This window comes from Oligoflexia bacterium (assembly GCA_034439615.1).
Taxonomy (GTDB): Bacteria; Bdellovibrionota; Bdellovibrionia; order JABDDW01; family JABDDW01; genus JAWXAT01.
In genome coordinates, this window is sequence record JAWXAT010000018.1 from 1 (window position 1) to 25,748 (window position 25,748).

General features: G+C 39.5%; 21 protein-coding genes. 16 read left to right on the forward strand and 5 right to left on the reverse strand.

The genetic code is table 11. The features are described from left to right. Positions 1-537 precede the first annotated feature (537 nt). Positions 538-1,662, reverse strand: coding sequence for a phosphoglycerate dehydrogenase (locus tag SGI74_04630; GenBank protein ID MDZ4676777.1), 1,125 nt, complete (start codon positions 1,660-1,662; stop codon positions 538-540). A gap of 177 nt (positions 1,663-1,839) precedes the next feature. On the opposite strand from SGI74_04630, the gene SGI74_04635 reads away from it, so the two are divergent. The 10 genes from SGI74_04635 (at position 1,840) to SGI74_04680 (ending at position 11,728) form a co-directional block, all read left to right on the forward strand. Continuing rightward, positions 1,840-2,817 (forward strand): galactokinase, encoded by a 978-nt coding sequence (locus SGI74_04635; protein ID MDZ4676778.1) that lies wholly within the window; start codon positions 1,840-1,842, stop codon positions 2,815-2,817. Then, positions 2,814-4,145, forward strand: a complete 1,332-nt coding sequence (locus SGI74_04640) for a nucleotide sugar dehydrogenase (GenBank protein MDZ4676779.1) — start codon at positions 2,814-2,816, stop codon at positions 4,143-4,145. The genes SGI74_04635 and SGI74_04640 overlap by 4 nt, the downstream gene beginning before the upstream one ends. After that, positions 4,142-4,975: an SDR family oxidoreductase gene (locus SGI74_04645; GenBank protein MDZ4676780.1), complete on the forward strand. Its 834-nt coding sequence runs from the start codon at positions 4,142-4,144 to the stop codon at positions 4,973-4,975. The genes SGI74_04640 and SGI74_04645 overlap by 4 nt, the downstream gene beginning before the upstream one ends. Further along, entirely contained in the window at positions 4,972-5,961 is a 990-nt protein-coding gene (locus SGI74_04650; protein MDZ4676781.1) for a Gfo/Idh/MocA family oxidoreductase, read from the forward strand. Before SGI74_04645 ends, SGI74_04650 begins: the two co-directional genes overlap by 4 nt. Before the next feature lie 26 nt (positions 5,962-5,987). Continuing rightward, complete coding sequence (locus SGI74_04655) at positions 5,988-6,680, forward strand: hypothetical protein (GenBank protein MDZ4676782.1); 693 nt, start codon at positions 5,988-5,990, stop codon at positions 6,678-6,680. After that, entirely contained in the window at positions 6,680-7,414 is a 735-nt protein-coding gene (locus SGI74_04660; GenBank protein MDZ4676783.1) for a WecB/TagA/CpsF family glycosyltransferase, read from the forward strand. The genes SGI74_04655 and SGI74_04660 overlap by 1 nt, the downstream gene beginning before the upstream one ends. Before the next feature lie 61 nt (positions 7,415-7,475). Then, positions 7,476-8,462, forward strand: coding sequence for a UDP-glucose 4-epimerase GalE (gene galE / locus SGI74_04665; protein ID MDZ4676784.1), 987 nt, complete (start codon positions 7,476-7,478; stop codon positions 8,460-8,462). A 32-nt stretch (positions 8,463-8,494) separates the two neighbouring features. Then, a complete protein-coding gene (gene gmd, locus SGI74_04670; GenBank protein ID MDZ4676785.1) occupies positions 8,495-9,508 on the forward strand; it encodes a GDP-mannose 4,6-dehydratase in 1,014 nt (337 codons plus the stop codon). A gap of 7 nt (positions 9,509-9,515) precedes the next feature. Next, complete coding sequence (locus SGI74_04675; GenBank protein ID MDZ4676786.1) at positions 9,516-10,496, forward strand: GDP-L-fucose synthase; 981 nt, start codon at positions 9,516-9,518, stop codon at positions 10,494-10,496. Further along, a complete protein-coding gene (locus SGI74_04680) occupies positions 10,493-11,728 on the forward strand; it encodes a class I SAM-dependent methyltransferase (GenBank protein ID MDZ4676787.1) in 1,236 nt (411 codons plus the stop codon). Before SGI74_04675 ends, SGI74_04680 begins: the two co-directional genes overlap by 4 nt. 14 nt (positions 11,729-11,742) lie before the next feature. On the opposite strand, the gene SGI74_04685 is transcribed toward SGI74_04680, so the two are convergent. Beyond that, positions 11,743-12,579, reverse strand: a complete 837-nt coding sequence (locus tag SGI74_04685) for a serine protease (GenBank protein MDZ4676788.1) — start codon at positions 12,577-12,579, stop codon at positions 11,743-11,745. 130 nt (positions 12,580-12,709) lie between these two features. Here SGI74_04685 and mutT point away from each other — a divergent pair, with 130 nt between their 5' ends. After that, positions 12,710-13,144, forward strand: coding sequence for an 8-oxo-dGTP diphosphatase MutT (gene mutT / locus SGI74_04690; protein ID MDZ4676789.1), 435 nt, complete (start codon positions 12,710-12,712; stop codon positions 13,142-13,144). Positions 13,145-13,149: 5 nt separating this feature from the next. Next, positions 13,150-14,313, forward strand: coding sequence for a glycosyltransferase family 4 protein (locus SGI74_04695; GenBank protein MDZ4676790.1), 1,164 nt, complete (start codon positions 13,150-13,152; stop codon positions 14,311-14,313). On the opposite strand, the gene SGI74_04700 is transcribed toward SGI74_04695, so the two are convergent. Beyond that, positions 14,276-15,415, reverse strand: coding sequence for a DegT/DnrJ/EryC1/StrS family aminotransferase (locus SGI74_04700; GenBank protein MDZ4676791.1), 1,140 nt, complete (start codon positions 15,413-15,415; stop codon positions 14,276-14,278). The genes SGI74_04695 and SGI74_04700 overlap by 38 nt on opposite strands. A gap of 100 nt (positions 15,416-15,515) precedes the next feature. Here SGI74_04700 and SGI74_04705 point away from each other — a divergent pair, with 100 nt between their 5' ends. From SGI74_04705 to SGI74_04715, 3 genes are all read left to right on the forward strand, one after another. After that, complete coding sequence (locus tag SGI74_04705) at positions 15,516-16,766, forward strand: glycosyltransferase family 4 protein (protein ID MDZ4676792.1); 1,251 nt, start codon at positions 15,516-15,518, stop codon at positions 16,764-16,766. Beyond that, positions 16,763-18,064 (forward strand): O-antigen ligase family protein, encoded by a 1,302-nt coding sequence (locus SGI74_04710; protein ID MDZ4676793.1) that lies wholly within the window; start codon positions 16,763-16,765, stop codon positions 18,062-18,064. The genes SGI74_04705 and SGI74_04710 overlap by 4 nt, the downstream gene beginning before the upstream one ends. A 116-nt stretch (positions 18,065-18,180) precedes the next feature. Continuing rightward, entirely contained in the window at positions 18,181-18,465 is a 285-nt protein-coding gene (locus SGI74_04715) for an HU family DNA-binding protein (GenBank protein ID MDZ4676794.1), read from the forward strand. A gap of 19 nt (positions 18,466-18,484) precedes the next feature. Here SGI74_04715 and SGI74_04720 read toward each other — a convergent pair whose 3' ends face one another. Then, positions 18,485-19,297, reverse strand: a complete 813-nt coding sequence (locus SGI74_04720) for a hypothetical protein (GenBank protein MDZ4676795.1) — start codon at positions 19,295-19,297, stop codon at positions 18,485-18,487. Positions 19,298-19,478: 181 nt separating this feature from the next. On the opposite strand from SGI74_04720, the gene epmA reads away from it, so the two are divergent. Continuing rightward, positions 19,479-20,795, forward strand: coding sequence for an EF-P lysine aminoacylase EpmA (gene epmA / locus SGI74_04725; GenBank protein MDZ4676796.1), 1,317 nt, complete (start codon positions 19,479-19,481; stop codon positions 20,793-20,795). On the opposite strand, the gene SGI74_04730 is transcribed toward epmA, so the two are convergent. Continuing rightward, entirely contained in the window at positions 20,792-25,684 is a 4,893-nt protein-coding gene (locus tag SGI74_04730; protein MDZ4676797.1) for a hypothetical protein, read from the reverse strand. The genes epmA and SGI74_04730 overlap by 4 nt on opposite strands. Positions 25,685-25,748: the final 64 nt, after the last annotated feature.

Genomic DNA, 25,748 nt, shown 5'->3' on the forward strand with positions numbered 1-25,748 from the left:
ATCGAAGTGCGATCTGAAGCGGGGGATTACAAACTTTGTTGCTCCATCGAAGTGCGATCTGAAGCGGGGGATTACAAACTTTGTTACTCCATCGAAGTGCGATCTGAAGCGGGGGCAATATTATTATTGTTTTTATAATAACAAGTAACTCAATTGTTCCATCGAAGTGAGATCTGAAACAGGGGCATTACAAACTCTGTTGTTGTTAGTATAATAATTAATAGTCGACCTATTTATTAATTTTTTGAATAACATTATATTCATTCATTGAACCACAATTTATTAATCATTAAGCTCAACATGATTTGACCATTACCGTTCATGCCACCTTGCATAGTGCATAGTGGTTTCTGGCTAGTGATATAATGATGTAATATTGCAATTATAAACTGAGAATGTTTGAAATTTAAGCCGTCACTAAAAACACTTTGTATTTACCAAACAACACTACGCCACCCATCTGTGCTAAACATTACCGCTCCACACAGCACCGCAACTCGCCTCACCGCGCGGACATGCTCAGCACAGCTCCTCACCTCACTTCGCGGCAAGTAACCCCACCAAATTATCAATCGCTGATTTCCCCATTGCTTGCACGGCTTCCACGCTGTTGCCCCCGATATGTGGTGTGGCCACGAAATTTTCTAAACGCACAAGTTCACAATTCCCAACCGGTTCATTCGCAAATACGTCAGCGGCGGCGCCGGCGATTTTTTTTTGTTTTAAACTCTCGCATAAGGCATTTTCATCTACAATCTCGCCTCTACTGGTATTGATCAAAATGGCTGTGGATTTCATTAATTCAAAATCACTCGCCCCAATCAAATGATGAGTCGATGAATCATAGGGAACATGTAAACTCACCACATCAGATCGTTTTAAAATTTCTGTTTTAGATACCTGCTCAATTTGTTTAGATACCCGCTCAATCTGTTTAGATGTCCGGTCATTCACTTTAGATACCTGATCAACCTCCCACTCAAGACAAAACTCTTTCATGTCGAGAATGTCACAGATAAGAATTTCACAATCAAACGGTTTTAAAATTTTGATCAGGTCTTTGCCGATATGACCGCAACCAATAATTCCGATGGTTTTACCCGAGAGTTGAATTCCCCCCGTGCCCCGCCACACGCCTTGTGAAATTTTACGGCTGTTTACAAAGACATTGCGTAAAAGTCCCAGAATAAAGCTTAAAACAAGCTCACTCACCGACCGCGCATTAACACCACCCGTCCACCCAAATGCTATTCCCTGACGTTTCATCGCTGAAAGATCAAGATTATTAATGCCCACTCCGTATTTAGAAATAACCTTTAAATGTGGAAGCTGAATTAAAACACTCTCAGTAACCTTATCCAAACCAACTATGGCAGCTTCTGCACCTCTTAAAAAATCGATAAGCTCTTGAGCCTCAAGAACTCGATCGGTCAAATTGTATTTGATTGACGTAAAATGTGCTGAGAGTAGCTTTTTAAGCTCTTCATTTTTAGAAAATGATCGCGACGAAACTGCAATTGGCAAATTTTTAATATCAGTTGCCGCTGCAAGGCTATTTATTGACGTTTCCACTGTACAGCTATCTTTCGACGCTTCCGCTGCACAGCTATCTTTTGAATTTTTGGCTGTAAGGCCATTTATTGACTTTTTTTTAGTATCCATTATGGCTCGAGGATATAGCATTTATTAAAAAATACTGCACCGCATATTTAGAATAAGCCCCCTAAACAACATCCAACATGAGGCGCTCAATGAAACGGCATGAGGGCTCGCTCAAAGAATACCCCCCACATCAATATATCATTGAGATTGCGATCATTTTAGAAGAAACTCTTCCCCATGATAATAACTAGAGCACCTTTAAGAATCACTTTCGGCGGAGGAGGCACTGACCTTCCTTCATATTACCGCAAATTTGGCGGTCAACTTGTAGCGGGTGGAATAAATAAATATATCTACATCGCACTACATAAAATATTTCCAAATGAATTTATTATTAAATATTCGCAATTTGAAAGAGTCGCGAACATCTCTGAAATCAAACACCCTATTATTCGCGAAGTATTAAAATCATACAAAGTTGATCCGCGCTTAGAAATCGCAAGTATGGCTGATATTCCCGACGGAACCGGATTAGGATCATCAGGTTCATTTACCGTTGCACTCTTAAAAGCCATTTCATTTTATCAGCGTCAACATCTACTCACTGAAGATCTTGCAGAAATGGCATGTGATATTGAAATCAACCGCCTCAATCAACCTGTCGGAAAACAAGATCAATACGCGGCAGCCTTTGGTGGAATCACCTCTTTTACTTTTCATAAAGATGACACCGTCGAAATTCACCCCGTTCCCATCTCAAGCGAAACACTGCATTTACTTGAAGATAATCTACTGCTCTTTTTCACCGGATACAGTCGAAGCGCATCTTCTGTTCTCGCTGATCAAAAAGAAAAATCAGACAAACTTGATAAAGAAATGATCAGCAATTTAGATTTCACAAAAGAATTGGGCCTCTCTTCTCAAAAATCTCTTGTCTCAGGAAATCTCGAAGAATTTGCAAGACTCATGAACGTTCATTGGGAAAATAAGAAAAAACGCTCAAACAATATGTCTAAATCAGACATTGATAACGCCTACACGATAGCACTTGATAACGGAGCACTTGGCGGGAAACTCATTGGCGCAGGAGCTGGTGGTTTTTTAATGTTTTATGCCAAAGACCAAGGCATGTTGCGTAAAGCTATGGCCAAGGTTGGTTTAGAAGAAGTGAGATTTAATTTTGATTTCGAAGGAGCTAAGGTGGTTTCCACATGAGTCAAAGAGTTTTAGTCGTAGGTGCTTGGCACCTAGGTTCTGTTGTCGGTGCATGTCTGGCCGATGCAGGCAATCAGGTTTACCTCTGGGATCAAAATAAATCAGTCGAAGAAAAATGGAGTCAAGGCCTTGCGCCCATTCATGAACCCGGACTCTCAGATCTGGTAAATAAACACTGGAAAAAAGACCTCTCATGGACATCAACGCCCGAAATCGTGGCATCAAAAGCTAATTGGGTGATCATTGCTTACGACACTCCCATCAATGAACAAGATGAAGTACAACTCCAAACTGTCGAAGAAGGTGCACAACGCGCTTTTAAATCACTTTCAGATAAAACAAATGTTTTTGTCACAGCACAAGTCCCTGTAGGTACTTGTCGAAAATTTCGTCAAGAAATCTTAAGGCTTCATCCTGGATGGCATGGTCATATGATGTATCAACCAGAAAATTTAAGACTTGGTGAAGCCATAAAATCTTTTAAAACTCCCGATCGCATGGTCTTAGGCTTAGATGATATGAGCCAACAAGAAACACTGGCAAAAGATTTTCAAAAACTTTTAGGCAATGAAACAACTCCACTAAATGTAATGAGCCTTGAAAGTGCTGAAATGGTAAAACATGCGCTGAATTCTTTTTTAGCTACGTGTGTGGTTTTTGCAAATGAGATTTCAGAAATCTGTGAAAAAAGCGGCGCTGACGCTTGGGATGTTGTCTCAAGCCTCAAGCAAGATTCACGAGTGGGGCCAAAAGCATTTTTACGCCCTGGTCTCGGTTTTGCCGGTGGTACACTTGCCCGTGATGTGAAGACCTTAAGTAAGTTTGCTAAGAAAAAAGAAGATATTAATTTTTTCAATGATCTTTACGCCATTAACGATAAACGCAATCAATGGGTTGTCGACACACTTAAAGCCCAATTAGGCACACTCACACATAAAACTATCGTATTAATGGGTGTTACATACAAACCATTCACGAGCACCGTACGTAGATCTCCCGCCTTACAAATCGCAGAACTTTTGGCAAAAGAAGGCGCACATTGCCGAGCAATTGACCCCATGGCCGATTTGACAGAGTTGTCTCCAGAAGAACGCAAAAACTTACCCTTTGAATTGATGAAAGATCCACTGGCCGCTTTTGAAAATACACAAGCAGCAGTACTTGTCACAGAATGGCCCCAATTTTTTGAACTTGATTGGCCACAAATTCATCGCTTAATGAGTGAACATGTTCTCATCGACACGAAAAATCATTTGGCCCCAAAAAACATTTTAAAAGGCTTTCACATTATTATTCCCGGTAAGCCGACGAAAAAGGAACTCCTATGAAAAAACTTGTTTTCGTCACAGGCATGGGTCGAGGTATCGGTCGCGTTATTGCCTTAAAACTCGCCGCTGAAGGCTACAGCGTCAGCGGGTGCGCTCGCACCTTAGATGAACTTCAAGAAACAAAAAAATTATCTGGCGGAAAAATCAATATCACCACACTTGATATTCGAGATTATAAATCTATTGAAAACTGGATGACTAAAGAATGCCAGGCAACTGATGCTACTCCGTGGGGCCTAGTCACTGCAGCTGGAATTCATGGCCCGGTAGGAACCTTAATTGAAAACTCCTGGGAAGATTGGCAAAATGCAGTAGACATTAATCTTTTTGGTACTGTTATGAGTGTAAAAATCTTCACTGAAATTTTAACTGAAAAAAAATTGCCCGGCAGAATCGTTCTCCTTTCTGGTGGTGGCGCCACAAAACCTATTCCAAATGTAAGTAGCTACTGCGCTACGAAAGCCGGTGTAGTGAGATTTGGTGAAACTGTCGCTAAAGAATTAAGACCTTTTAATATCACCGTAAACAGCATCGCTCCAGGGGCCGTTAATACAAAACTCACTGAAGAAATTCTCAATGCGGGCCCTGAAAAAGCAGGCAAAGAATTTTACGATAATACCGTCAAGCAAATAAAACAAGGCGGTGCTAATCCTGAAATTTCAGCTGAACTTGTGAGCTACCTCTTTGGGCCCAAAGGTGGAGTTGTTACAGGTAAACTTATTGCTTCACTTTGGGATGAATGGGCTAATTTTCACGAGTGGGCAGATAAACTTGATAAAAGTGAAATCTACACACTTAGACGCATCTTACCTGAAGATAGATTATCATGAAGCTCGCCTTTTTTGGTTGCGGGTATATCGGTGAAAAGCGCTCTAAAGACAGAGGCAATCATGATGTCGTAGGCGTTTATGATCCCGATCAAGGGCGTGCACAAAAACTTGCAAATGATCTCAATACAAAATCATACGCTTGTGAAGATTCACTATTAAAAGAATCAAACGCAGACATTATTGTTGTCGCCACAACCAATAGAGAATTGGCACCACTTACACTTAAAGCCATCATGGCTAAAAAGCATGTCCTTGTTGAAAAACCAGGATCCATCAGCGTGAATGAAGTAAATCAACTCAGACAAGCTGCTGCACAAAATAAAGTTGCAGTGAAAGTCGGTTTTAACCATCGCTTTCATCCAGCTCTTTTAAAAGCACGTCAGCTCATCGATGACGGCCAACTTGGCGAGATGATGTATTTGCGTGCGCGCTATGGTCATGGGGCCAGAGTGGGTTACGAAAAAGAATGGCGCTCGATTCCTGAATTAAGCGGTGGCGGTGAACTTCTTGATCAAGGTGTTCATATTTTAGATCTTATTTATTGGTATTTAGGCCCACTACCCTTGCAATCATCATTTGTAACAACTTCTTTTTGGGATATGAAAGTCGACGATAATGCGGTCCTCACACTCTCTGATAAAAAACGTTGGGCTACATTTCATGTGAGTTGTTCTGAATGGAAAAACACTTTCTCCATCGAACTTTATGGCCGTACCGGAAAAATTTTAATAAACGGTCTTGGTCGAAGTTACGGAAAAGAAACACTCACGTATTATAAAATGCTTCCTGAAATGGGCCCTCCAATAATTGAAACTTTTGATTTCAATGAAAAAGATGAATCATGGCTGCTCGATTTAGAAAATCTCGTTGATCATGTGAAAAATCAAAAACCTCTCTGGGGAGATCTTGAATCAGCCTCTTATGCTTTAGAGCAAGTACGCGCTGCTTATCGGCAAAATGGATATAAATTACCATGCAGTGTTTAATTTTAGCGGGCGGGCTCGGAACCCGCATGCAATCAATCGCCAAAGATATTCCAAAAGCCTTACTACCCGCTGGTTCTCAGACTTTTATTGACTGGCAACTTCAATGGTTAAGACTCCTTGGTGTTTCAGAAGTCATCATGGCTCTTGGTCATCGAGGTGATCTGATTGAAAAATATCTTCAAACAAAAACATCATTAATCTATCCGAAGATAAAATTTTCTTACGACGGCTCTTCACCACTAGGTACAGGTGGGGCCGTTAAGCGCGCAATAACTCACTTGCAAGAAGATTTTCTTGTCGCCTATGGCGATTCATTTCTCTTTATTAATCTTGTTAAACTCATGCGTACACATGTGAAAGCAAAAAACCCAGTTACTTTTTCAATCATGAAAAATCAAAACATCGGAGACACCAGCAACGTAACCTATCGTAACGGTCAAATGTTTTATGATAAATTCAATATCACACCGGATATGGAATTTATTGATTATGGAATGTCAGTTTTTAGTAAAAATTATTTTATAAAAAATAGTCCAGAAGGAACATTCGATCTCGCACAATTCGTCACCCAAGCATGTAAAGATCAAAGAATCACACCATTTGTCGTCAATGAACCTTTTTATGAAACAGGTTCAGTTGAGGGTTATGAAATTTTTAAAAATTTCATTGAATCAAATACCAACCTTCGAAAACTGGCCACTGAAAAAGGCATTATCTAATGAATGGAATTTTTGAGTTATTTCAAATTCCATTTTCAACATTATCGCAAAAACAAACTCTCGGTTTTCTCATTAAAGAATCGAGAAAGCCCAAAGCTTCATCCGTCATTCTGTGCAATGCACATGTCGTTGTAGAATCAGAATGGGATCAAACTCTAAAAGAACTTTTGCAAAAAGCCACTCTCGTGATGTCAGATGGAACTCCCATTGCGTGGCTACTCCAGGCAAAAGGGCAAAAAAACGCTCAACGCTATTCAGGCGTTGATCTCATGGAAGATATTTTTAATGAAGATCCTCAAGGCAAACATTTCTTTTTAGGTTCAACTCCCGAAGTTATTGAAAAAATAAAAATAAAATTCAAAGGGCAACTCGCCGGTACTTACTCACCCCCGTTTGCTAAAGAATTCTCAGAAGAAGAAAAACAAAAGCAGCTGCGATTAGTTCAAGAAAGTGGAGCTCACTATGTTTGGGTTGGTCTTGGGGCCCCCAAACAAGAACGCTACGTAGTTCAAATGGCCCAGCATGCCTCTCAAGGAGTTTGGTTTGCAGTAGGTGCCGCCTTTGATTTTTATGCGGGCGTTAAACCAAGAGCTCCACGTATCGTTCAAAAAATTGGAATGGAGTGGGCTTTTCGCATGATGTCTGAACCAAGACGCTTAACCAAAAGATACTTCTCCACTAATCCTGTGTTTATCAAACTCGCCTTACAAGAATTGTTATTCAGCAAAAATTAACACAAAGTATAAATAAGTTGAGATGTTGACTCTCAACCCCAATGCTCTTATTCTTGCGAGGATGAAGATCTTAGTCACAGGTGGCGCCGGTTATATCGGTAGCCATGTTGTTCGAAGGCTTACAGAAAATAAGTTTGAAGTTATTGTACTTGATAACCTCACCACAGGTTTTCGAGAAAGCCTATTACACAATGAACAATTTATTTTTGGAGATGTAGGCGACAAAGCAGTCCTTGATAAAATTTTTAGCACCCACAAAATCGAAGCCGTTCTTCATTTCGCAGCATCGATAGTTGTCCCTGAATCTGTAAAAAACCCACTCAAGTATTATCAAAACAACACTCGAAACACACTAACACTCATAGACGCTTGTGTCCGACATAAAATAAAGAATTTTATTTTTTCAAGCACCGCAGCTGTATACGGAGTACAAACAAAAGGGCACATTACCGAAGACTCTCAACTCCAACCTATAAACCCTTATGGTTGGTCCAAATTGATGAGTGAACAAATCTTAAAAGATACATCACATGCAAACCCTGATTTTACTCATGTGATTCTTCGTTATTTCAATGTTGCAGGAGCTGATCCAATGGGTCGCATCGGGCAACGTAGCCCAGAGTCAACTCTCCTCATAAAAGTGTGCTGCCAAGTGGCTCTTGGCTTAAAAGAAAAAGTAGAAATTTTTGGAAACGATTATCAAACTCCCGATGGCACCTGCATAAGGGATTATATTCATGTAGAAGACCTAGCTGAATCCCATATTTTAGCACTGAAACATCTCCTCAATGGTAAACCCACCCTGACTGCCAACGTGGGTTACGGGCAGGGCCATAGTGTTTTAGAAGTTATTGATATGGTCAAAAAAGTCAGTGGAGTTGATTTCAAAGTCATTCACAGCCCACGAAGACCGGGTGACCCACCCCTATTGGTAGCCAAGGCAGAGAGAATCTGTGAAAAACTGCATTGGACCCCCCAATATCAAGACTTAAAAGTGATTATTGAGCACGCCTGGCAATGGGAAAAATTACTCGCAAATGAGACGTGAATTGATTAATGTGCCTATTTTAAAGGAGAGTCATGAGCACTACTAAGAAAGCCTTTATCACTGGTATCACAGGCCAAGACGGGTCTTATTTAGCTGAACTTCTTTTAGAAAAAGGCTACGAAGTCCACGGACTCATCCGTCGCGCCAGTACATTTAACACAGGTCGAATTGATCATCTTTACCGCGACCCTCATTACCAAGACACACGACTTTTTCTTCACTATGGCGATCTCAGCGATTCAACAAATCTTAATCAAATTCTTAAGGCCGTCAAACCAACAGAGGTTTATCATCTAGGGGCTCAAAGTCACGTTCGCGTGAGTTTCGATATGCCCGATTACACTGCCGATATTACTGGAACCGGAACAGTTCGTTTACTCGATGCGATTTTACATTCAGGGATTGAAACCAAATTTTATCAAGCTTCAAGCTCAGAGATGTACGGAAAAGTGCAAGAAGTTCCACAAAAAGAATCAACACCCTTTTACCCACGCAGCCCCTATGGTTGCGCAAAGGTTTTCGCCTATTGGATCACCGTAAATTATCGTGAAGCGTACAAAATGTTTGCCTGTAACGGTATTCTCTTTAATCATGAGAGTCCACGTCGAGGCGAAACATTCGTTACACGCAAAATCACTCGAGCCCTAGCCAAGATTGTTGCGGGTCAACAGCGAGATCTCTTTGTTGGAAACCTCGATGCCAAGCGCGATTGGGGTTACGCAAAAGATTATGTTGAAGCAATGTGGTTGATGCTTCAACAACCAAAAGCTGATGACTATGTTATCGCTACCGGCGAAACACACACCGTTAAAGAATTCTTAGAAATCGCCTTTGGATTAGTTGGCCGAGATTACCGTGAGCATGTCAAAATTGACCCTCGCTATTTCAGACCTACTGAAGTTGATTTGCTCATTGGAGATCCCACAAAGGCACGTAAAGAGCTCGGCTGGAAGACAACTCTTTCTTTCGAAGGCCTTGTTCGCCTGATGGTTGAAGAAGATCTTAAGGCTGAGGGAATTGACCCTACAACTATTATGAAGGGTTAGAAATACAGTGAGCGACACAAAATCTTGGAACGTAAAAAACCCAGTACTTTATAACGATTTCAAAAATCTCAAAATCACAGTCACTGGTGGCAATGGCTTTTTAGGCCGCCATCTCGTAGCACAACTTATTGAACGTGGTGCTCAAAAAGAAAATATCTATTGCCCCACTAGTCGCGAATGCGATTTGCGAAAGCCCCAAGACGCAGCACAAGCTGTGAAAAATAAAGATCTAGTGATTCATCTCGCTGCCCGAGTGGGTGGCATAGGTTTAAATCAAAAATGCCCGGCAGACTTAATTTATGACAACGCAACTATGGGCATCAACGTCATCCATGAAAGTCATAAAGCTAAAGTTAAAAAAATTGTAGTCGCTGGCACCGTATGCGCTTATCCAAAATTTACTCCAGTTCCATTTAAAGAAGAAGATCTCTGGAACGGTTACCCCGAAGAAACAAATGCTCCCTATGGAGTAGCTAAAAAATTATTGTTAGTTGCCCTTCAATCATATCGCCAGCAATATAATCTCTCTGGAATTTTTTTATTACCCGCAAATCTCTACGGGCCCCATGATAATTTTGATCTTGAATCATCCCATGTTATTCCAGCCATGATTCGCAAATTCGTTGAAGCCCGCACAAATGAAACGCCCACTGTTACACTTTGGGGTGATGGCAGTCCGTCACGTGAGTTTTTATATGTAGAAGATTGTGCTCGCGGTATTATTGAAGCCACTTTAAAGTATGATGGCCCCGAGGCCATTAATTTAGGTACACATGAAGAAACGCAGATTAAATATTTAGCCGAAACTGTAAAAGATCTTGTGGGCTATAGTGGTTTAATACAATGGGATACCAATCGTCCCAACGGGCAACCCAAACGCCAACTTGACGTTTCACGTGCAGTAGAGGCCTTTAATTTTAAAGCTCAAGTAACTTTACGTGATGGTTTGAAAAAAACTATCGATTGGTATGCGGAGAATAAATTATGAAACATGGAAATTGCCGATTTTGTAAAACTGAACTAAAAACGTCAGTGGCCGATCTTGGGATGTCGCCTTTAGCAAATGCATATATACGTCCAGAGCGTAAAAGGGGCCTAGAGTATTTTTTCCCGCTTCATGCATTTATCTGTGACAAATGCCTACTTGTGCAAGTTGAAGAATTTGAAACACCTCAAGCCATTTTTAGCGATTACGCTTATTTTTCTTCATACTCTAAAACCTGGCTAACACATTGCCAAAAATACACCAGCCTCATGATCGAAAAATTTGGGCTCAACCCCAAAAGCCTGGTTATCGAAATTGCGAGTAATGATGGCTATCTACTTCAATATTTTAAAGAAAAGAATATTCCCGTAATAGGAATCGAACCTGCTGAAAACGTAGCCAAAGTAGCAGAGCAAAAAGGGATTCCAACTGTTGTAAAATTCTTCGGCGTACAAACAGCACAAACATTAATTGAGTCGGGTAAAAAAGCAGATCTTCTCTTAGGTAATAACGTTTTAGCTCATGTTCCTGATCTCAATGACTTCGTAAAAGGGATGAAACTTCTTCTCAATGATCATGGTGTGCTCACCATGGAATTTCCTCACCTACTAAATCTTATTGAACAAAATCAATTTGATACAATTTACCACGAGCACTTTTCTTATTTCTCACTTCAAACAGTTGAACGCGTGTTTAATCACCATGGTCTTACACTTTTTGATGTTGAAGAATTGCCAACTCATGGGGGCTCCATCAGAATTTATGCCCATCACAAAGAAGATACGACACATAAACTCACTCCCAATATTGATCGCCTCAAAGAAAAAGAAGCAAAATCAGGCTTAAATAAAATTGAAACTTACAAAAAATTTAACGACAAGGTGTGGGATACTAAAAGAAAACTTTTAGAATTTCTTATCTCTGCAAAACGTGAAGGCAAAACGATTGTCGGTTATGGTGCACCTGCAAAAGGCAACACACTTTTAAATTTCTGCGGAATTCGACAAGACTTTTTAGATTATACCGTCGATATTTCCCCTCATAAAATCGGATGCCTACTGCCCGGCACTCATATTCCTATTGAGCATCCCGATAAAATCAAAGAAACAAAACCTGATTACGTACTTATTTTACCTTGGAATTTCAAAGAAGAGATCATGGATAAAACCCAATTCTTAAGAGAATGGGGCGGAAAATTCGTGATTCCAATACCCGAAGTTCGCATCATCGATTAATTATAAAATTAATTTCAATAAATACCCTGGGCTCGCAGAAATTCTTGAATTTCTTTTGCAGGAAGTGCGACTCCCTTAAGATGTTTTATATACTTATATTCTTTATTCAATTCTGGTGAACCCATCCGCGCCTTGGTGATACCCACTACATAACCAGAGCTATCCATCACTGGTCCACCACTGTTTCCCTCTAAGGTATCAGCAGTATGCCAAAGAGTTCGATGTTGCAGTTTAGAATTCTTACGTCCCTCAAATTGGGCGTACCCACTAACAATGCCTTGAGACCACAGAGTCACTAGATATATTTCAGGTTTTGGCACATTCCAAACTTTACGCATATTTAAAGCGGGGTTACCCAAAAGATAGACTTGGTCACCCGCAGAAACTGGATCAACTTTAAATTGCACAGGTTCAAGGATTCTCCCTTTTGGCATTTCAATTTCAACAAGTGCCATGTCGAGATCTGAATCTTTAGCGCCGTAATTAGTAAGTTTTGTGATCCAAGAATTGGCATCTGAAGTAGAAACGACGGTACCTAGAATTTGATAGTGATAACCAACTTGAACTCGAGAGTTATATGCAAAATCAGACTTAATGCGCTCTACAACATGTGCGTTGGTGAGAAATATTCCGATAGTTTTATTTTTCTCTATTTTTGTCCCAACTAAAAATGCAGTACCCCGTGCTGTTTTTCCGTTGCTGCTGACTGCATAAATACAAACAGTCGCTTTTTCAGTACGCTGAAATATTGGCGCCAGTGTCGAGAGAGGGTGAAACCCTTCTTCCGCATGAGCAAATTGATATGTAAAAATGAATACACATAAAATGACTAAAGTCTTTCCCCGTCCCATATTTTCCCCTTATTTTTGACCCACAATAAGGACGCTCCGCAGAAAAGTAAAAGTATAAACTCTTAATAATTCTGTAAGGAATATTTACACGCCTCGTGACAAAAGTAATTCTCTCGCCTAAGCTAAGTTCATGGACTCTAGAACACCCGGTAAACAACCAAAAAAGCGCAGCGTATGGATTCCAGTAGTAACGGGTCTTATGCGAAAAAATGGCAAAATCCTTTTAGGTTTACGACCTCAAGGAGAAAGTTTAGCGGGTTCTTGGGAATTTCCTGGCGGGAAAATAGACCAAGGAGAAACTCCCGAACAAGCTCTCAAACGTGAACTTATGGAAGAACTTGCCATCGAAGCTGAAATTGGTGAGCTTCGCCTCGTTCACACACACTCTTATGGTGAGCGCGGAGTTTTGCTCATGTTTTATGATGTTCATTTCTGGAAAGGTGAACCCAAAACAGTTTATCACGAAGACTTAAAGTGGGTTGACCCTGATGAAATGGAAAAACTTCAGATACCCGAAGCAAACAGAAATATACTTAAAAAATTAATCAAGATTATCAAAGTGTGAACTAAGTGCCACGCATCGCCTATATTTCAAGCACATTCCCCGATTATCAAAAATGTGGAACAGGCATTTACGCAGGTTATCTTACCGAAGCACTTGCGCAGCAAGGGCACGACGTTCATGTAATCACGTCAAGCATTCCTGAAATTCGCCCGACATTTGGCAAAGTTACTGTTCATAAAGCGTTGAGTGGTTGGAATATGCCGGATCTCCCAAAACTCATGCGCTTATTTTTTCAAATCAAACCTGACATTATTCACATCAATCACCCAACAGCAATCGCAAGTGCTAAATCAAAAGTGCTCGTCAATCTTTTGCCTGAAATTAATCGCACCACTTGGAAGCTACCCTTAATCACTACTATTCACGAATTTCCGAACGTAAGCTTACTTGGAAAATTAAAAATTATTCCTATGCTTCTCTCTAGTGACGTAGTCACTGTGACCAATAGGCATTACAAAGAAAAAATGCTCAAGTATCTCCCAGCAAATTATGACAGACGCATTCAGGTCATTAATCTTGGCTCACAGTTTAAACAAAATTTGCCTGCCAGAACCAAATTTGAACAAAAACAAAGATGGGATATCAACCCTGATGATAAAGTCATAGGTTTTGTCGGCTTCATCACACCACCAAAGGGTTTTCACAATCTCATCACAGCCGTTACACCTCTATTGAAAAAAGATCCAAAGTTAAAAGTATTAGCACTTTCTAGTTGGAATCTCACAAAACCCTCATACCGCCAAAAAATCATGGATCTCATTGAGAAAGCAGGAATCTCTCATCAAGTGATTTTTTCTGGTTTTCTTGAAGATGACGATCTTTGGTCAGCCCTGAGTGCTATTGATCTTTGCGTATTTGCGTTTGATTTTCCCGTAGAAGAAAGAAGCTCTGGCCCTTTACGACAAGTCATATTTAAAGGCCTACCCACTGTAGTTTATGCCAACGATATAAATTATTCTGAATTTGGTTTTAAACATAAAGAAAACATCTGGTTTACCCCGATTGGAAACACAGAGGCACTTCGAAACGATATACAAAATCTACTTGATCACACAGAACAACTTGAGAACCTTTCACAAGGTGCATTGGCTTTGCGCCACGAACTTAGCTTTGATGCTATTTCAAATGCATTTAGCCGCGTGTATTCTGATCTGTTAACACGGCGGTAAGTGCTTCAATGACTTTTCGTTGCTCACCATCAGTAAGCTCTGGAAATATAGGAAGTGCAAGTGCTCGCTTAGCGCAATCAACGGCAACCGGAAAACCTTCCTCTTTAAATCCCAATTCTTTCATAACAGGTTGAGCTGGAATTGTTTTGGGGTAAAAAATATCTGTAGGAATTCCTTTTTCATCTAATTTTTTGCGTATGCCATCACGATCATTTACCAAGACCACAAATTGATTCCAAACATGGCTACGCCCACCAACTGTTCTGGGTAAAACTAAACGCTCTGATTTTACTAATGGTGACAATGCTTCAATATATTGACGTGCCAATTGATTACGACGAGCGACCCAAGTATTTAAATGTCGAAGTTTTACTCTCAACACTGCAGCTTGAATAGCTGATAGACGAGAATTCCAACCCAATAGATCATGGGTGTAACGAACTTTCATACCATGTACACGCAAAAGTTTTGCTTTTTCAGCGAGCTTGTCATCATTTGTTGAAACAGCTCCGCCTTCACCTGCACCACCTAAATTTTTTGTCGGATAAAAACTTACAGCTCCCATTGTGCCCATTGAACCAGCACCATGATCGCTATATTTTGCACCAATAGATTGTGCGGCATCTTCAAGAACCATTAGGTTATGTCTTTTTGCAAAACTCAAAATCGAATCCATCTCGCAAGCCTGACCAAAAAGATGCACAGGCATGATGGCTTTTGTTTTATCACTCATGTGTTTGCTTAACGAACCAGGGTCAATATTATATGTCACAGGATCAATATCAACGAACACAGGTTTTGCCCCTGTTAATAAAATCGAACTTGTTGATGCAAAAAAACTAAAGGGTGATGTGATTACTTCATCACCTGGGCCAATATCCATTGTCTTAAGTGCCAAAACAAGAGCATCAGTACCCGAAGAACAGCTAATCACATGTTTAACACCCATGTACTTTGCCACTTCACTTTCAAAAAGTGTAACCTCATCTCCCATAACGAATGCTTGTTTTTCAAACACACGATTTACGACATCCATGACTTCGTCTTTGATTGTCTGATGTTGTCTTGTAAGATCAAAAAAAGGAAACATAGACTGGCTCATTGGTGTTCCTCCACATTTAGGCCTCCAAGAATACACAGGCTCTTCTAGATTGCCAATCTATAGTTGATTTAACTCTTGCTCCCGAATAGGTCTAATAGAGATGAAAAAACCACTTCCTCAGCATTGGCGAATTTGTTTTGTCACACAAAAGTTTCCACAGTCGGAATTTGCCGACGACTATGGTTATCTATGGTCATTAGCTCAACAATTGGTCGCCCGCGGCCATGAAATCATTGTTATAACCGCTGAACATCACGTTGCTAACGCCATACAAAATGTAAATGGAATTCAAATTCACTACCTGGGCTCATCATTTTCTGGAGATCCATCATTTTCTTCAAAAGAAGCCGCACTTGATCGTGTAGAAGAACTTCATCTTGAAAAACAAATAGACTTAATACATTGCGTCGATAACGTGGGGCTTAATATTGCGTTGAACAAAAAGACTCTGAACATCAATCTGGCCGTGGATGTTAACGTCATCCAACTTGATCAAATATTTGGAATATTGGGCATGACTGAAGAAAATTTCTTAAGTTACTTTAGAACATGCTGGGCCGTAGGCTTTAGATTTATGAAAAGTTTTTTTGGTGAAGAACACAAACAACTGGCTCGAGCAGATGGCATTTTTGTAGGAAGTCACCAGCAACGAGACATTCTGGAGCGTTATTACTATATTCCCTCTCGAAAAACCTACGTGATTCCCTTTGGAATAGACACGCGGGGTTTTAAGCCTATCGATACTAAAGCCCAGATCTTAGAAAAACTTGAAATTGAGCCTGATACCAAAATCATTCTTACGGTTACACCCATGGATAATGCTGAAGAGACCAAAAATTTGCTCACAGCCTTTGAACGGGTAGTAATAAAAAAACCAAAAACAGCCCTGATTATTGCCGGCGATGGACCAAAGCGTCGAGAATTAGAATTCCACACACTCCACCTTGCCCTGGCAAGCAAAGTGCATTTTACAGGCACCTTACCTCCCGAAGAGATCAACGTGTACATCAATGCCAGTGATGCTTACGTCAATTTATACAGCAAATCTTCAGGTTTTGAACCCACCGTGTTAGAAGCCATGGCTTGTAGTAAAACAGTGATTGCGAGTGAAGTTGGAACGAGCAGTAATATCATTGAAAATGGAGTTGACGGCTTTTTACTACGACCCACTGAGATCGGTACACTGAGTCGCCTACTTTTAGAGATTGTTTCAGGTCAAATCGATACTAAAAGCATCGGAGAAAGAACACGACAAAAAATACTAAAAATGTTTGATACTAAGTGGATGGTCGACGAAACTATTCAAGCATACCAAAATATACTTCTGAGCACAGGAAAGTATAAGAAATGACTTCGTCCCAACGAATAAAATCGAATATCAGGGCCGTACTTGCAAAGCCTCTTATAATTCTTACTTATTTATATGTCGTTTCACTTACTTGTTCTATGGCTGGTATGGAAATCACTGCCTGGATGATTGCATTACTTTTCATTCTTTACACAATCGTTGATCGCATCAGTAAAAACAAACATCTCGAATTTCACACAATAGGGATTGAACTTCCATTATTGATTTTCATAATCGTTGTGATTTGTGGCTTAAAAATAAACGCGCCTGAAGGTGATTTTTGGTTTGCTCTGGGAAGTTTACGAAACCTTGTTTTGCTCGTGATGTTTACTTATTCACTTCAACTCGTGCGTAATCTTAATCGTGTATTTGCCATTCTCGTGGGTTGTGCTTCGCTCATAGCTATTTATGGTATTTGGCAACACTTCTCAGGCATTGATCTCTGGCGTTTAAGCCAAAGAGCCCTTGTTCAAGTGAATTGGGGAGATCAAAGCGTTTATTCGACAGTAGGTTTTTTCAGTCATCATTTAACCTATGGCCATAGTTTCATGATGATTTTATGTTTGCCCTGGGCAGCCCTACTTTTATCTCGTAGAAATCGCTGGTGGCAAATTGCATTGTTTATCGTTTCATTCTTGCTCATATTCACGAGCATTATTTTTACATACGGACGCGGTGCTTGGATTGCACTTCTGGTCTGCCTCCCCATGATGGCTTTTTTCGCAAGCCGAAAACTTTTTTTCATCACCGTCACACTTCTTGCGATCAGCGGCGGCGGTCTTCTCAAATTTGATTCAAACTTTAGAGAACGTGCACTCTCGGTATTTGCACAAAATTACAACAGCAATGAAGAACGCAAACAAGTTTGGCAAGCCAACATGGCCATGTTTCATGACCACCCCTGGATCGGCGTTGGTTACCGACAAAATGAACCACTTACAAATACCTATTATAAAAAATTGGGAATTCCAGAAGGCCTTGCGGGCCACGCACATAGCAATTATGTAGAGCTTCTTTCAACTACCGGAATATTAGGTTTTAGTTGTTACATGCTTTTCATTTTAGCTTTTGTGTTGATGACAGCACGATTGTTTTCCACAATTCCCACAACTCACTACTGGCATCGTGTTTTTGCCTTATCAGCTCTGGGCGCCCAACTAGCCTTTCATGTAGGTGGGCTCACGCAATGGAATTTCGGCGATGCAGAAGTTCAACACCAATTCATCTTCTGGCTCGCAGTAGTGGCCTATATGAGCCAAAGGTATTACGCACATATTGTTCCCGATGATCAGAGCTTGTAACGCTGTGCACGCAAAATATCCATAAGCTCGATAACCAGCGAAATAACTACGGTTTTTGAAAATATGTGTTGAATCAAAGGCAAGTGCTTGTATCATGAAATCAGCAGGGGGATTTAATGACAAAAGCAGATCTGATTAATCAAATTTCAGAAAAAGCCGGTATCACGCGCGTTAAAGCAGAAACCGTTGTGAATACCATATTTGACTCGATGGTTGAGGCTCTCATGCGTGATGACAGAATCGAAATTCGTGGTTTTGGCTCATTTGTTAACCGTGCTTATGGTGCCTATCAAGGTCGAAATCCACGCACCGGTGAGATCATTAATGTAGAAGAAAAGAAATTACCGTTTTTTAAGGTTGGAAAAGAACTTAAAGAAGACGTTAACAAACCTAATAAATAATCTGCCTACAACCTAACTCTTACTCACCAGATCCAAATTCATCTAAAGATTCGCTTTGTGGAATTTCCTGAATTGCGTTTCCTCGTGACTCATTATCAGCTTTAAGTTCTTGAGCCACAGGGTCAGGACGATTTGCATCGTTATTCGAAGCTACTTCAAGAATCACACGTTGAGCTTTTAAATTTCTTTTATTAATATCAACGTGCCCGAAATCCCATTCAAAATGATATGAATCTTTTGAACCGGAGGTGTAAACCAAAGACTCATTGAGTTTATCTCGTGCAATCATTTTTGCCGTCTTAAGATCTTCAACACTGACGTCGTTAAAAACTGTATCTTTTAAATTTGGGCAATTGCGAAATCGATAAGGCGAATTTCTTGAGCCTTTCGAACAATCCCAATTATCTTCGATGACTTTAAGAATATGATACTTAGCTAGTTTTTTTGCTTTATCAATTTTTGTGTTCTTTAGAAACTTTGTATAAATCTCGTCACTGGTCATACCTCTTAGATTTTTCTTACCATCTTCAGAAATATTTGTGATGGTTTCGCTAATCTCGCGCAAATAGCTTTGATAAAGTTTCGGGTTAACATCTTCATTACTTAATTCAGAATAGAATTTTTTTGAGTTTAGTAACTTCATGCGAACAAGGTCTGCTTTAATCACACGTTCAAGTTTAGTGAGTGGTGTGTTTTTTTCAGCTAGCGGGTACAATGTCTCTGGATTTAATCTATCTAATCCAACAAGACCTTGAAAAGCTTGTGCTGAAAAACTCACTAAGACCGCAGTGGTCATTAAAAGAGTACTGATTTTTGAGGGCTGCCAAAACACGAAAATCCTTTTGTTGGTATTGTGAATAACTCATCTAAGTATGCTAAATTGTACGGTATTTACCGCATTGCGTCAATAAATTACACTCTACTTTTGAAAAAAATATACACCTTAAAACCTAGTAATTTCATATAGTTATTTTGCATGCCCCCTGGTAGTTTGGGGCCTATGATGAGTTCATATGACCAGTGATTTGAAACGCACTGAATTTCTTAAAAGTCTCAAAAATTCAGCCTATCCTGCTTCTGAGGATGGTGTTTTGCCACTTTCTCATGTGAATGAAATCACTATGAGTAAAGCGTTTAAGACTGCGGGTCGTATTCAAATCATTAATGATCAAGAAATACGTTTAACTTCAAATGGTGTGGAGCGAAATTTTGAAATACCACAGACGTTAACTTTCGGTGGGTCAATACTATTTGAGATATTAAAACCAAATGATATCGTTTTGATCACTATCGAAAATAAAAAAATTCAAAATATAAAACTACTTGTCCCATCACTACTTGAAAACCCACTAAGTGAAAACACACTCACGCCTGATCGTGCTCATCAATGGCAAGTGTTTATTAAAACTCTTAAATATTTTTTTGCCGCCAGAGAGTTTATTGAATTACGAACACCCACTTTAGTTTCATCACCTGGGCTTGAACCTCACCTCGATGTTTTTAAAACGCAGCTTAACTTTGGCCGAGTAGAAAAAAACTATTATCTGCCTACCAGCCCCGAATTTCATTTAAAAAAGGCATTGGCACTAGGGTTTGAGCGTTGTTTTGAAATCAAAGAGTGTTTTCGAAATAATGAAATCAGTGAACACCATCAACCAGAATTTTTAATGCTCGAATGGTATAGAGCTTATGCCACAAGCAATGCTCTTATTGAAGACATCAAACAATTGATTCCTTTTCTGATAGAAGAATTAGGCATCTCATCACACTTTCCAAAAGAAATTTTCGTTGAAGTCATTAAAATGGAAATGCTTTGGAAAAACACAGTGGGTTTTGACCTTACACCACAAACTTCTCAAAATGATTTAGCAAAACTTGCTCATAAGCTTCAACTTGATTTTAACGAGAAAGAAAATTTTGATGACCTATTTGCTAGAATATTTTTAGAAAAAATTGAACCTGAATTACAAAAGAATTTAAACCCCGTCATTGTTTGGCATTATCCTCCGAGCCAAGCAGCACTTGCGCGCTCAACAACTGATGGTTGGGCCGATCGTTTTGAACTTTATTGGAAGGGTCTAGAGATCGCTAACGCATTTCATGAACTAAATGACCCCGTTGAACAATTAATTCGATTTAAAAACGATCAAGAAAAAAAATCATCACTTAATAAAGAAGTGGTTCCTATAGATGACGAATTTATGAATGCACTTAAATGGGGAATGCCACCTTCTGCCGGGATTGCACTAGGTGTAGAGCGCCTTTTTATGGCGCTCTTTGAAATTAAAAAGATCAGTGAAGTAAGATTGTTTCCCCAACACCAGCGTTAATGACTTGAGCTGCAAATCGGATCCTTAAGTAAATAACAACCCACTCGAGCATAGATGGTCTTTTGGTTTGTCACATTTGTTACATGTGAACCCAATGTATAGATGAGTCGCATGGGTAAAGAATTCTCGCCTTGTGTTGCCGCCATTAATGGAATCGCAAACTTTCCGTCACTAATGCCTTCAAATAACGCTCGCTCATCTGCACTATTTACTTCAGAAGAACCTCGGCGCTTTAACATATCCACCATCGATCTTACTTGTAGATCTGCTTGATTTAAAAACCAAGTCTTGTTCTGCAAAAAGTTGGCTTCACGTTTTGCTTTATCTTCTTTTGAAAGCATTTCTGTATATTCAAGCATCAAATTTTTAGCGTTTTGTAAACTCGCCTCATCTCCTTCTTTTACTAAAGGTGTGGCTACCATTTGAATAAGTTTTGAATATCCCTGTGCGGTCTGAACAAATTCTTGTGCACCTAACTTGTCACTTTTTTCTACACTACTTATTTCAGTAGTCGCCATATTAAACAAGCGGCCAACATGCTTCAATGCTCTTTGCGCCATGTTTGATTTAAGTTCAGGGTCACCAATCATAGAGCGTTGAATTGCAGTTAAAAGTTTTCCCGCTTTTTCAGCTGTATTTGTCAGGTCAAAAGTAGGCTCAGTAGTCTTCATGCTTGGAGCTAGAGTTGCTTTTAAATTTTTCTCAATATTGGGAGATTTTTGATTTTGCGCAACTCTATCTGCGATGACGTTTTGTAAGAGTTGAAGATAAATGCGAAGCTCTTGGTTATACGCATTTACAAAACCAGCGGGTGTACTTCGACCCGTTTCAGTGGTGATGAATTGATATCCCTTCATATAATTGAAGAAATTTGAGAGTACTGACCAGAGACTTGCATCGTCCCCGCCTTTTTCTAGTTTGCTATATTTTTTAGCGTAATAATCTTTGATAGTAAAATGTCTCTGCACTGATTCAATGGGATGTTGCATTTTACCAGGAGCATAAAGAGCTTCTTGCATAACTTTATGGTATTTTTCTTTTTTCTCAGACAAAGTTTGTGACAATTCTTCACGATGTTTATTCACCCATTTATATGTGTGAATAATAATTCCCATATGCTCACGATCTTCGGTAGAAATTTTACCACCTTCGCCTACATATAGATTTAAAAGCGCCTCAGTTAAACGTTTTTGCTGAATTCCACCAACATCAGGCCCCTGATCTTTAGCAACAGCTGAATTTGCCGCTGCTGGAGCTGTATGTGCTGCATGTGTAGCTTGTGGTGCTGTATCATTATCGTTGAAATTATTATTACTGCTAGCTTGCAGAGCAATATCTTCAGTTGTTGCACGAGGGGGTATTGTATTAAAGAATTTTGTAGTCAAAAATTCTCTTACTACATCATAGATATACTCAGTAATTTTTTGAGGCTCAGTTGGATGCCATTCACCTTCATTTTTTTGAAATTCACTCGTGTTAGTCATGCCCGCAGCTAACCACCTAGCTATACGACTTAAAGCATTTCGCTTCATCTCTTCTGCCAAAGGACTTTCCTTGTCAGATGCTGCATCAAACGAATTATACATAATACGATTACGAGTCTGATTTACTTCTTGAGTCACCGGATCAGTGCTCGCAAATGCATCTGGATTAGCGACTTTAATCAGACTTGAGATATCACTTAGAGTAAAATTCTTAACTTTACCGGCCACTTCTTTCATACTTGCATTGTGATGTTTGAGAATTTCTTGCTCCCAATACATAGGTGTTAAATTTTGTGGAATGCAAAATTCTTTCTGTGCTGGTGAACCACCCGCACAACTATCAGCTTTATAAAATGGTCGATTTAAAACTTCTTTGTCAAAATTTTGAATCATATCTAATTTTTCTTTTAGCAAATCAACTTTATCTTTAGGATGAATGTGCCAAATTTCTTCATTTAACACAAAATGGGGGTCATCTTCTCTCATGCCTCTAGCAATCCAAAGATACCAACTCTCTTTGCGTTTGCTCTCATTGATTGTCTCTGCAACAGCAGTGGTCCAAATAGAATTGGTTTCAGAAAGATCTTTTAGAATAATGGCATTTCTATACTCAGAGTAAGCATTGTTTAAAAGTGTAAGCCGCGCTTGTACAAAACCTTCAGGCTTAAAGTTTTGAACCTTCTGAACGAAATCTTTTTTACGCTCGACATACCACAGGTCAAGGCATGGCCCCGCCATTGGATAACTAACATCAAGAGTTATTGGACTCTCAACAGCTGCTAAACATTTTTCATAGGATGTTGGGTCAAGATATTCAGCCATGTAGTTCTCACTGAACTCTTTCATAAAATCAAATGCTTGAGCATAAAAATAGGGCTTATTGGCATGCCATTTATTATTGTTATCGATATATCTCTTTGATGTAGTTTTACCACTATCATCATGAAAAAATTTAAGCCAAGAAAAACTCTTTCCTTCGTTTGCATGCATGCTCCAAGGAAGTGTTTCATCGCGCTTAGGATCCAAATACCAAGTCACAGCTTCTACAAGTTTGCGCTCAGCTTTTTGTAAATGTGTCAGAGCCACAGCCGATTCTACATGTGGCATTGCAACGGCTGAAATAACCGCATCTACTAAGAAAAACCCTGCTGTAAGTAAAGCATTGCCTGTCCATAAAAACACACCAGGTGCAGCCTTCACAGCGCGTGCTAATCGGGGCATATTAATAGATTTAACAATACGAACTTTGGAGGGTAAGCCTAAACCTTTTGGGCCATGTGCAATTTTATAGAGCATGATGCGACCGTTTTTAATTTTTGAACCGTAAACAGATAATCCGAGATGTTTACTTGCCTGAAGGGTTCCATAGGTCTTTGCAACCATACCAATTTGAATACCATGATAGAATTTTTTAAAGTGTGATTCTGGTTTATTCAGATCAGCTAAAATATATTTCATGAAATTAACTCTCATGCGCTGACGAAATACTCTTTTTAAATCTGGGTCATTCGTTGGTGGATCATTAGGTCTATCTGGGTTTACAACACCCTTGTGCTGATCATAGCTATCAAGTATCGCGCGCATGCGAGGATGATTATACACTTCTGAAAAATACGCGGTGATGATATCTCCCATTGGAAGTACCAAGAAACTTAGTTTTTTAGAAACTTCCATTGCGTTAGTCGGGATATGCGCATTTTGTATTGGACTCAAAAGATGCATATTATCTTGTCTGAGAACTTTTTGCTGAAAGCTTTCCATCGCTGCGCCCTTCAAAGGGCTTGCCCTATCAAGTGGAGCCGGTCTAAAACTAGGAGCAGAATATTCTGAGTAACCAAAATGTCGGGCTTTGAATCCACCAACTTGTCTTAATAGACCAGTAGAAAGCCCCATTGATCCTTCAAACATACCCATGGTGAGATGAAAATCAACGCCCACTAATGAATGAATAAAATCAGTCCAACGCTGTGGATCCCCGGATAGGCCCGCTTGAAAAGCCTCACTGATGGTCATTGCAAATAACAATTTAGCATAACCGATGGGTACAATGGTTTGTTTATGAACACTGCCCCTATTGAGCATGTCTCTTAAACTTAAGATCTCGCCATCTTGTGCAATCTCTTTTGTAACGGCAGCTGGCCCTTGAGTCGCAGCAAGCCATGCAGGATCTAAATTTGTTCCAAAACCGTTAAGTTTAACTTTAACAGGGTTATTTGCTGAATCTTTCGCACGAAGATCTTTTACATTTTGAGCAAGTAGAGCTTCATTATTATTAGGTTTGTTTAGATTTTTATTTTTTAGATTTAAAAATTTATTCTCTGCTCGCCGATCACGCTCTTGATTTTTATTTTCAATCTTAGCAGCTACTTCTTCAGTTTCTTGAGCGCGCAGCTGAATTTTTGCTGCTTCCATTTGCTGTTTAGAAATTTCTTCAGCGGTTTTTGTATAATCAATTTTAGCTTCTAACTCAGCAGCTTGTTTTCTTAATTTCTCAGCTTGTGCACGCAGAGCATCTACTCGCTCACCAAGTTCAAAAGGTGAGAGCTTTTCATCTGTGCGACTAATAATATATTTTAATTGCTCTTGTTTCTTTTTAAGTGTTTCTAGCTCACTTGTTAAGCGTGGCAACTGCTCATAATCCGATAGTTTTACAGTAGCTTTTGGGTCAGATTTTTTCGCTTTAATATCACCAATAGAACCTTCAGTGTCTACAATCGCTTCTTGAATTTCTTTAAGTGCAGTTTTGTAATCAGGTCTTTGGGTTCTTTCTGTTACCAGCGGTGTTGTTACTCGAATAGTAGGAGTTTTTGTTTTTAAACGCGCTTCTCGCGCTTTAAAATCTTGAAGATCAGCATTATTAATAGAAATTTTTGTTTTAAGAACATTCAGTCGCGTTAAATCAGCAATGCTAGATTTGCTATCTTCAATTTTTTTCTCAATTTTATCTTTTTCATCATTAAAAATTTTATTTTGATCTTCAATTCCTTTAATTCTTGTTTGAACGTCTTCAAATGTTAAACGGCTAAGATCTTCTTTAATTAATGGAGCTGCTGGCTTTAAATTAGCTTTTAATTGCGCCAACTGAGCTTCTAATTGGGGAAGCTCTGCTTTCATAGCGGCAATGTTAAACTTCATTACTCGTTGTGCTTTATATTCATCAGTTGTTGCGTTTCCTGCTTTAATTCGTTTATTTAAAATCTTCTCTTCATTTGTAAGACGCAAGATTTCAGTTTTTTGCCCCATGATTTTTAATTTAAGACTCGCAATTGGATTTTCTTTTTTTTCTTCTTTAATATTATCAATCGGTACACGGCCACCAACTTGCGCCCATGCTCCGTGAGTCATACCCACGCTTGATTCAATAAAGAAAATCAGAGTCAAAAAGTTTAAGAATAATTTTCTCATGCTTACCTCTACTGCTTCTTAAAGCAAGGCCTGGGCCACAGAAGACCCTAGAATCCCCTATAAT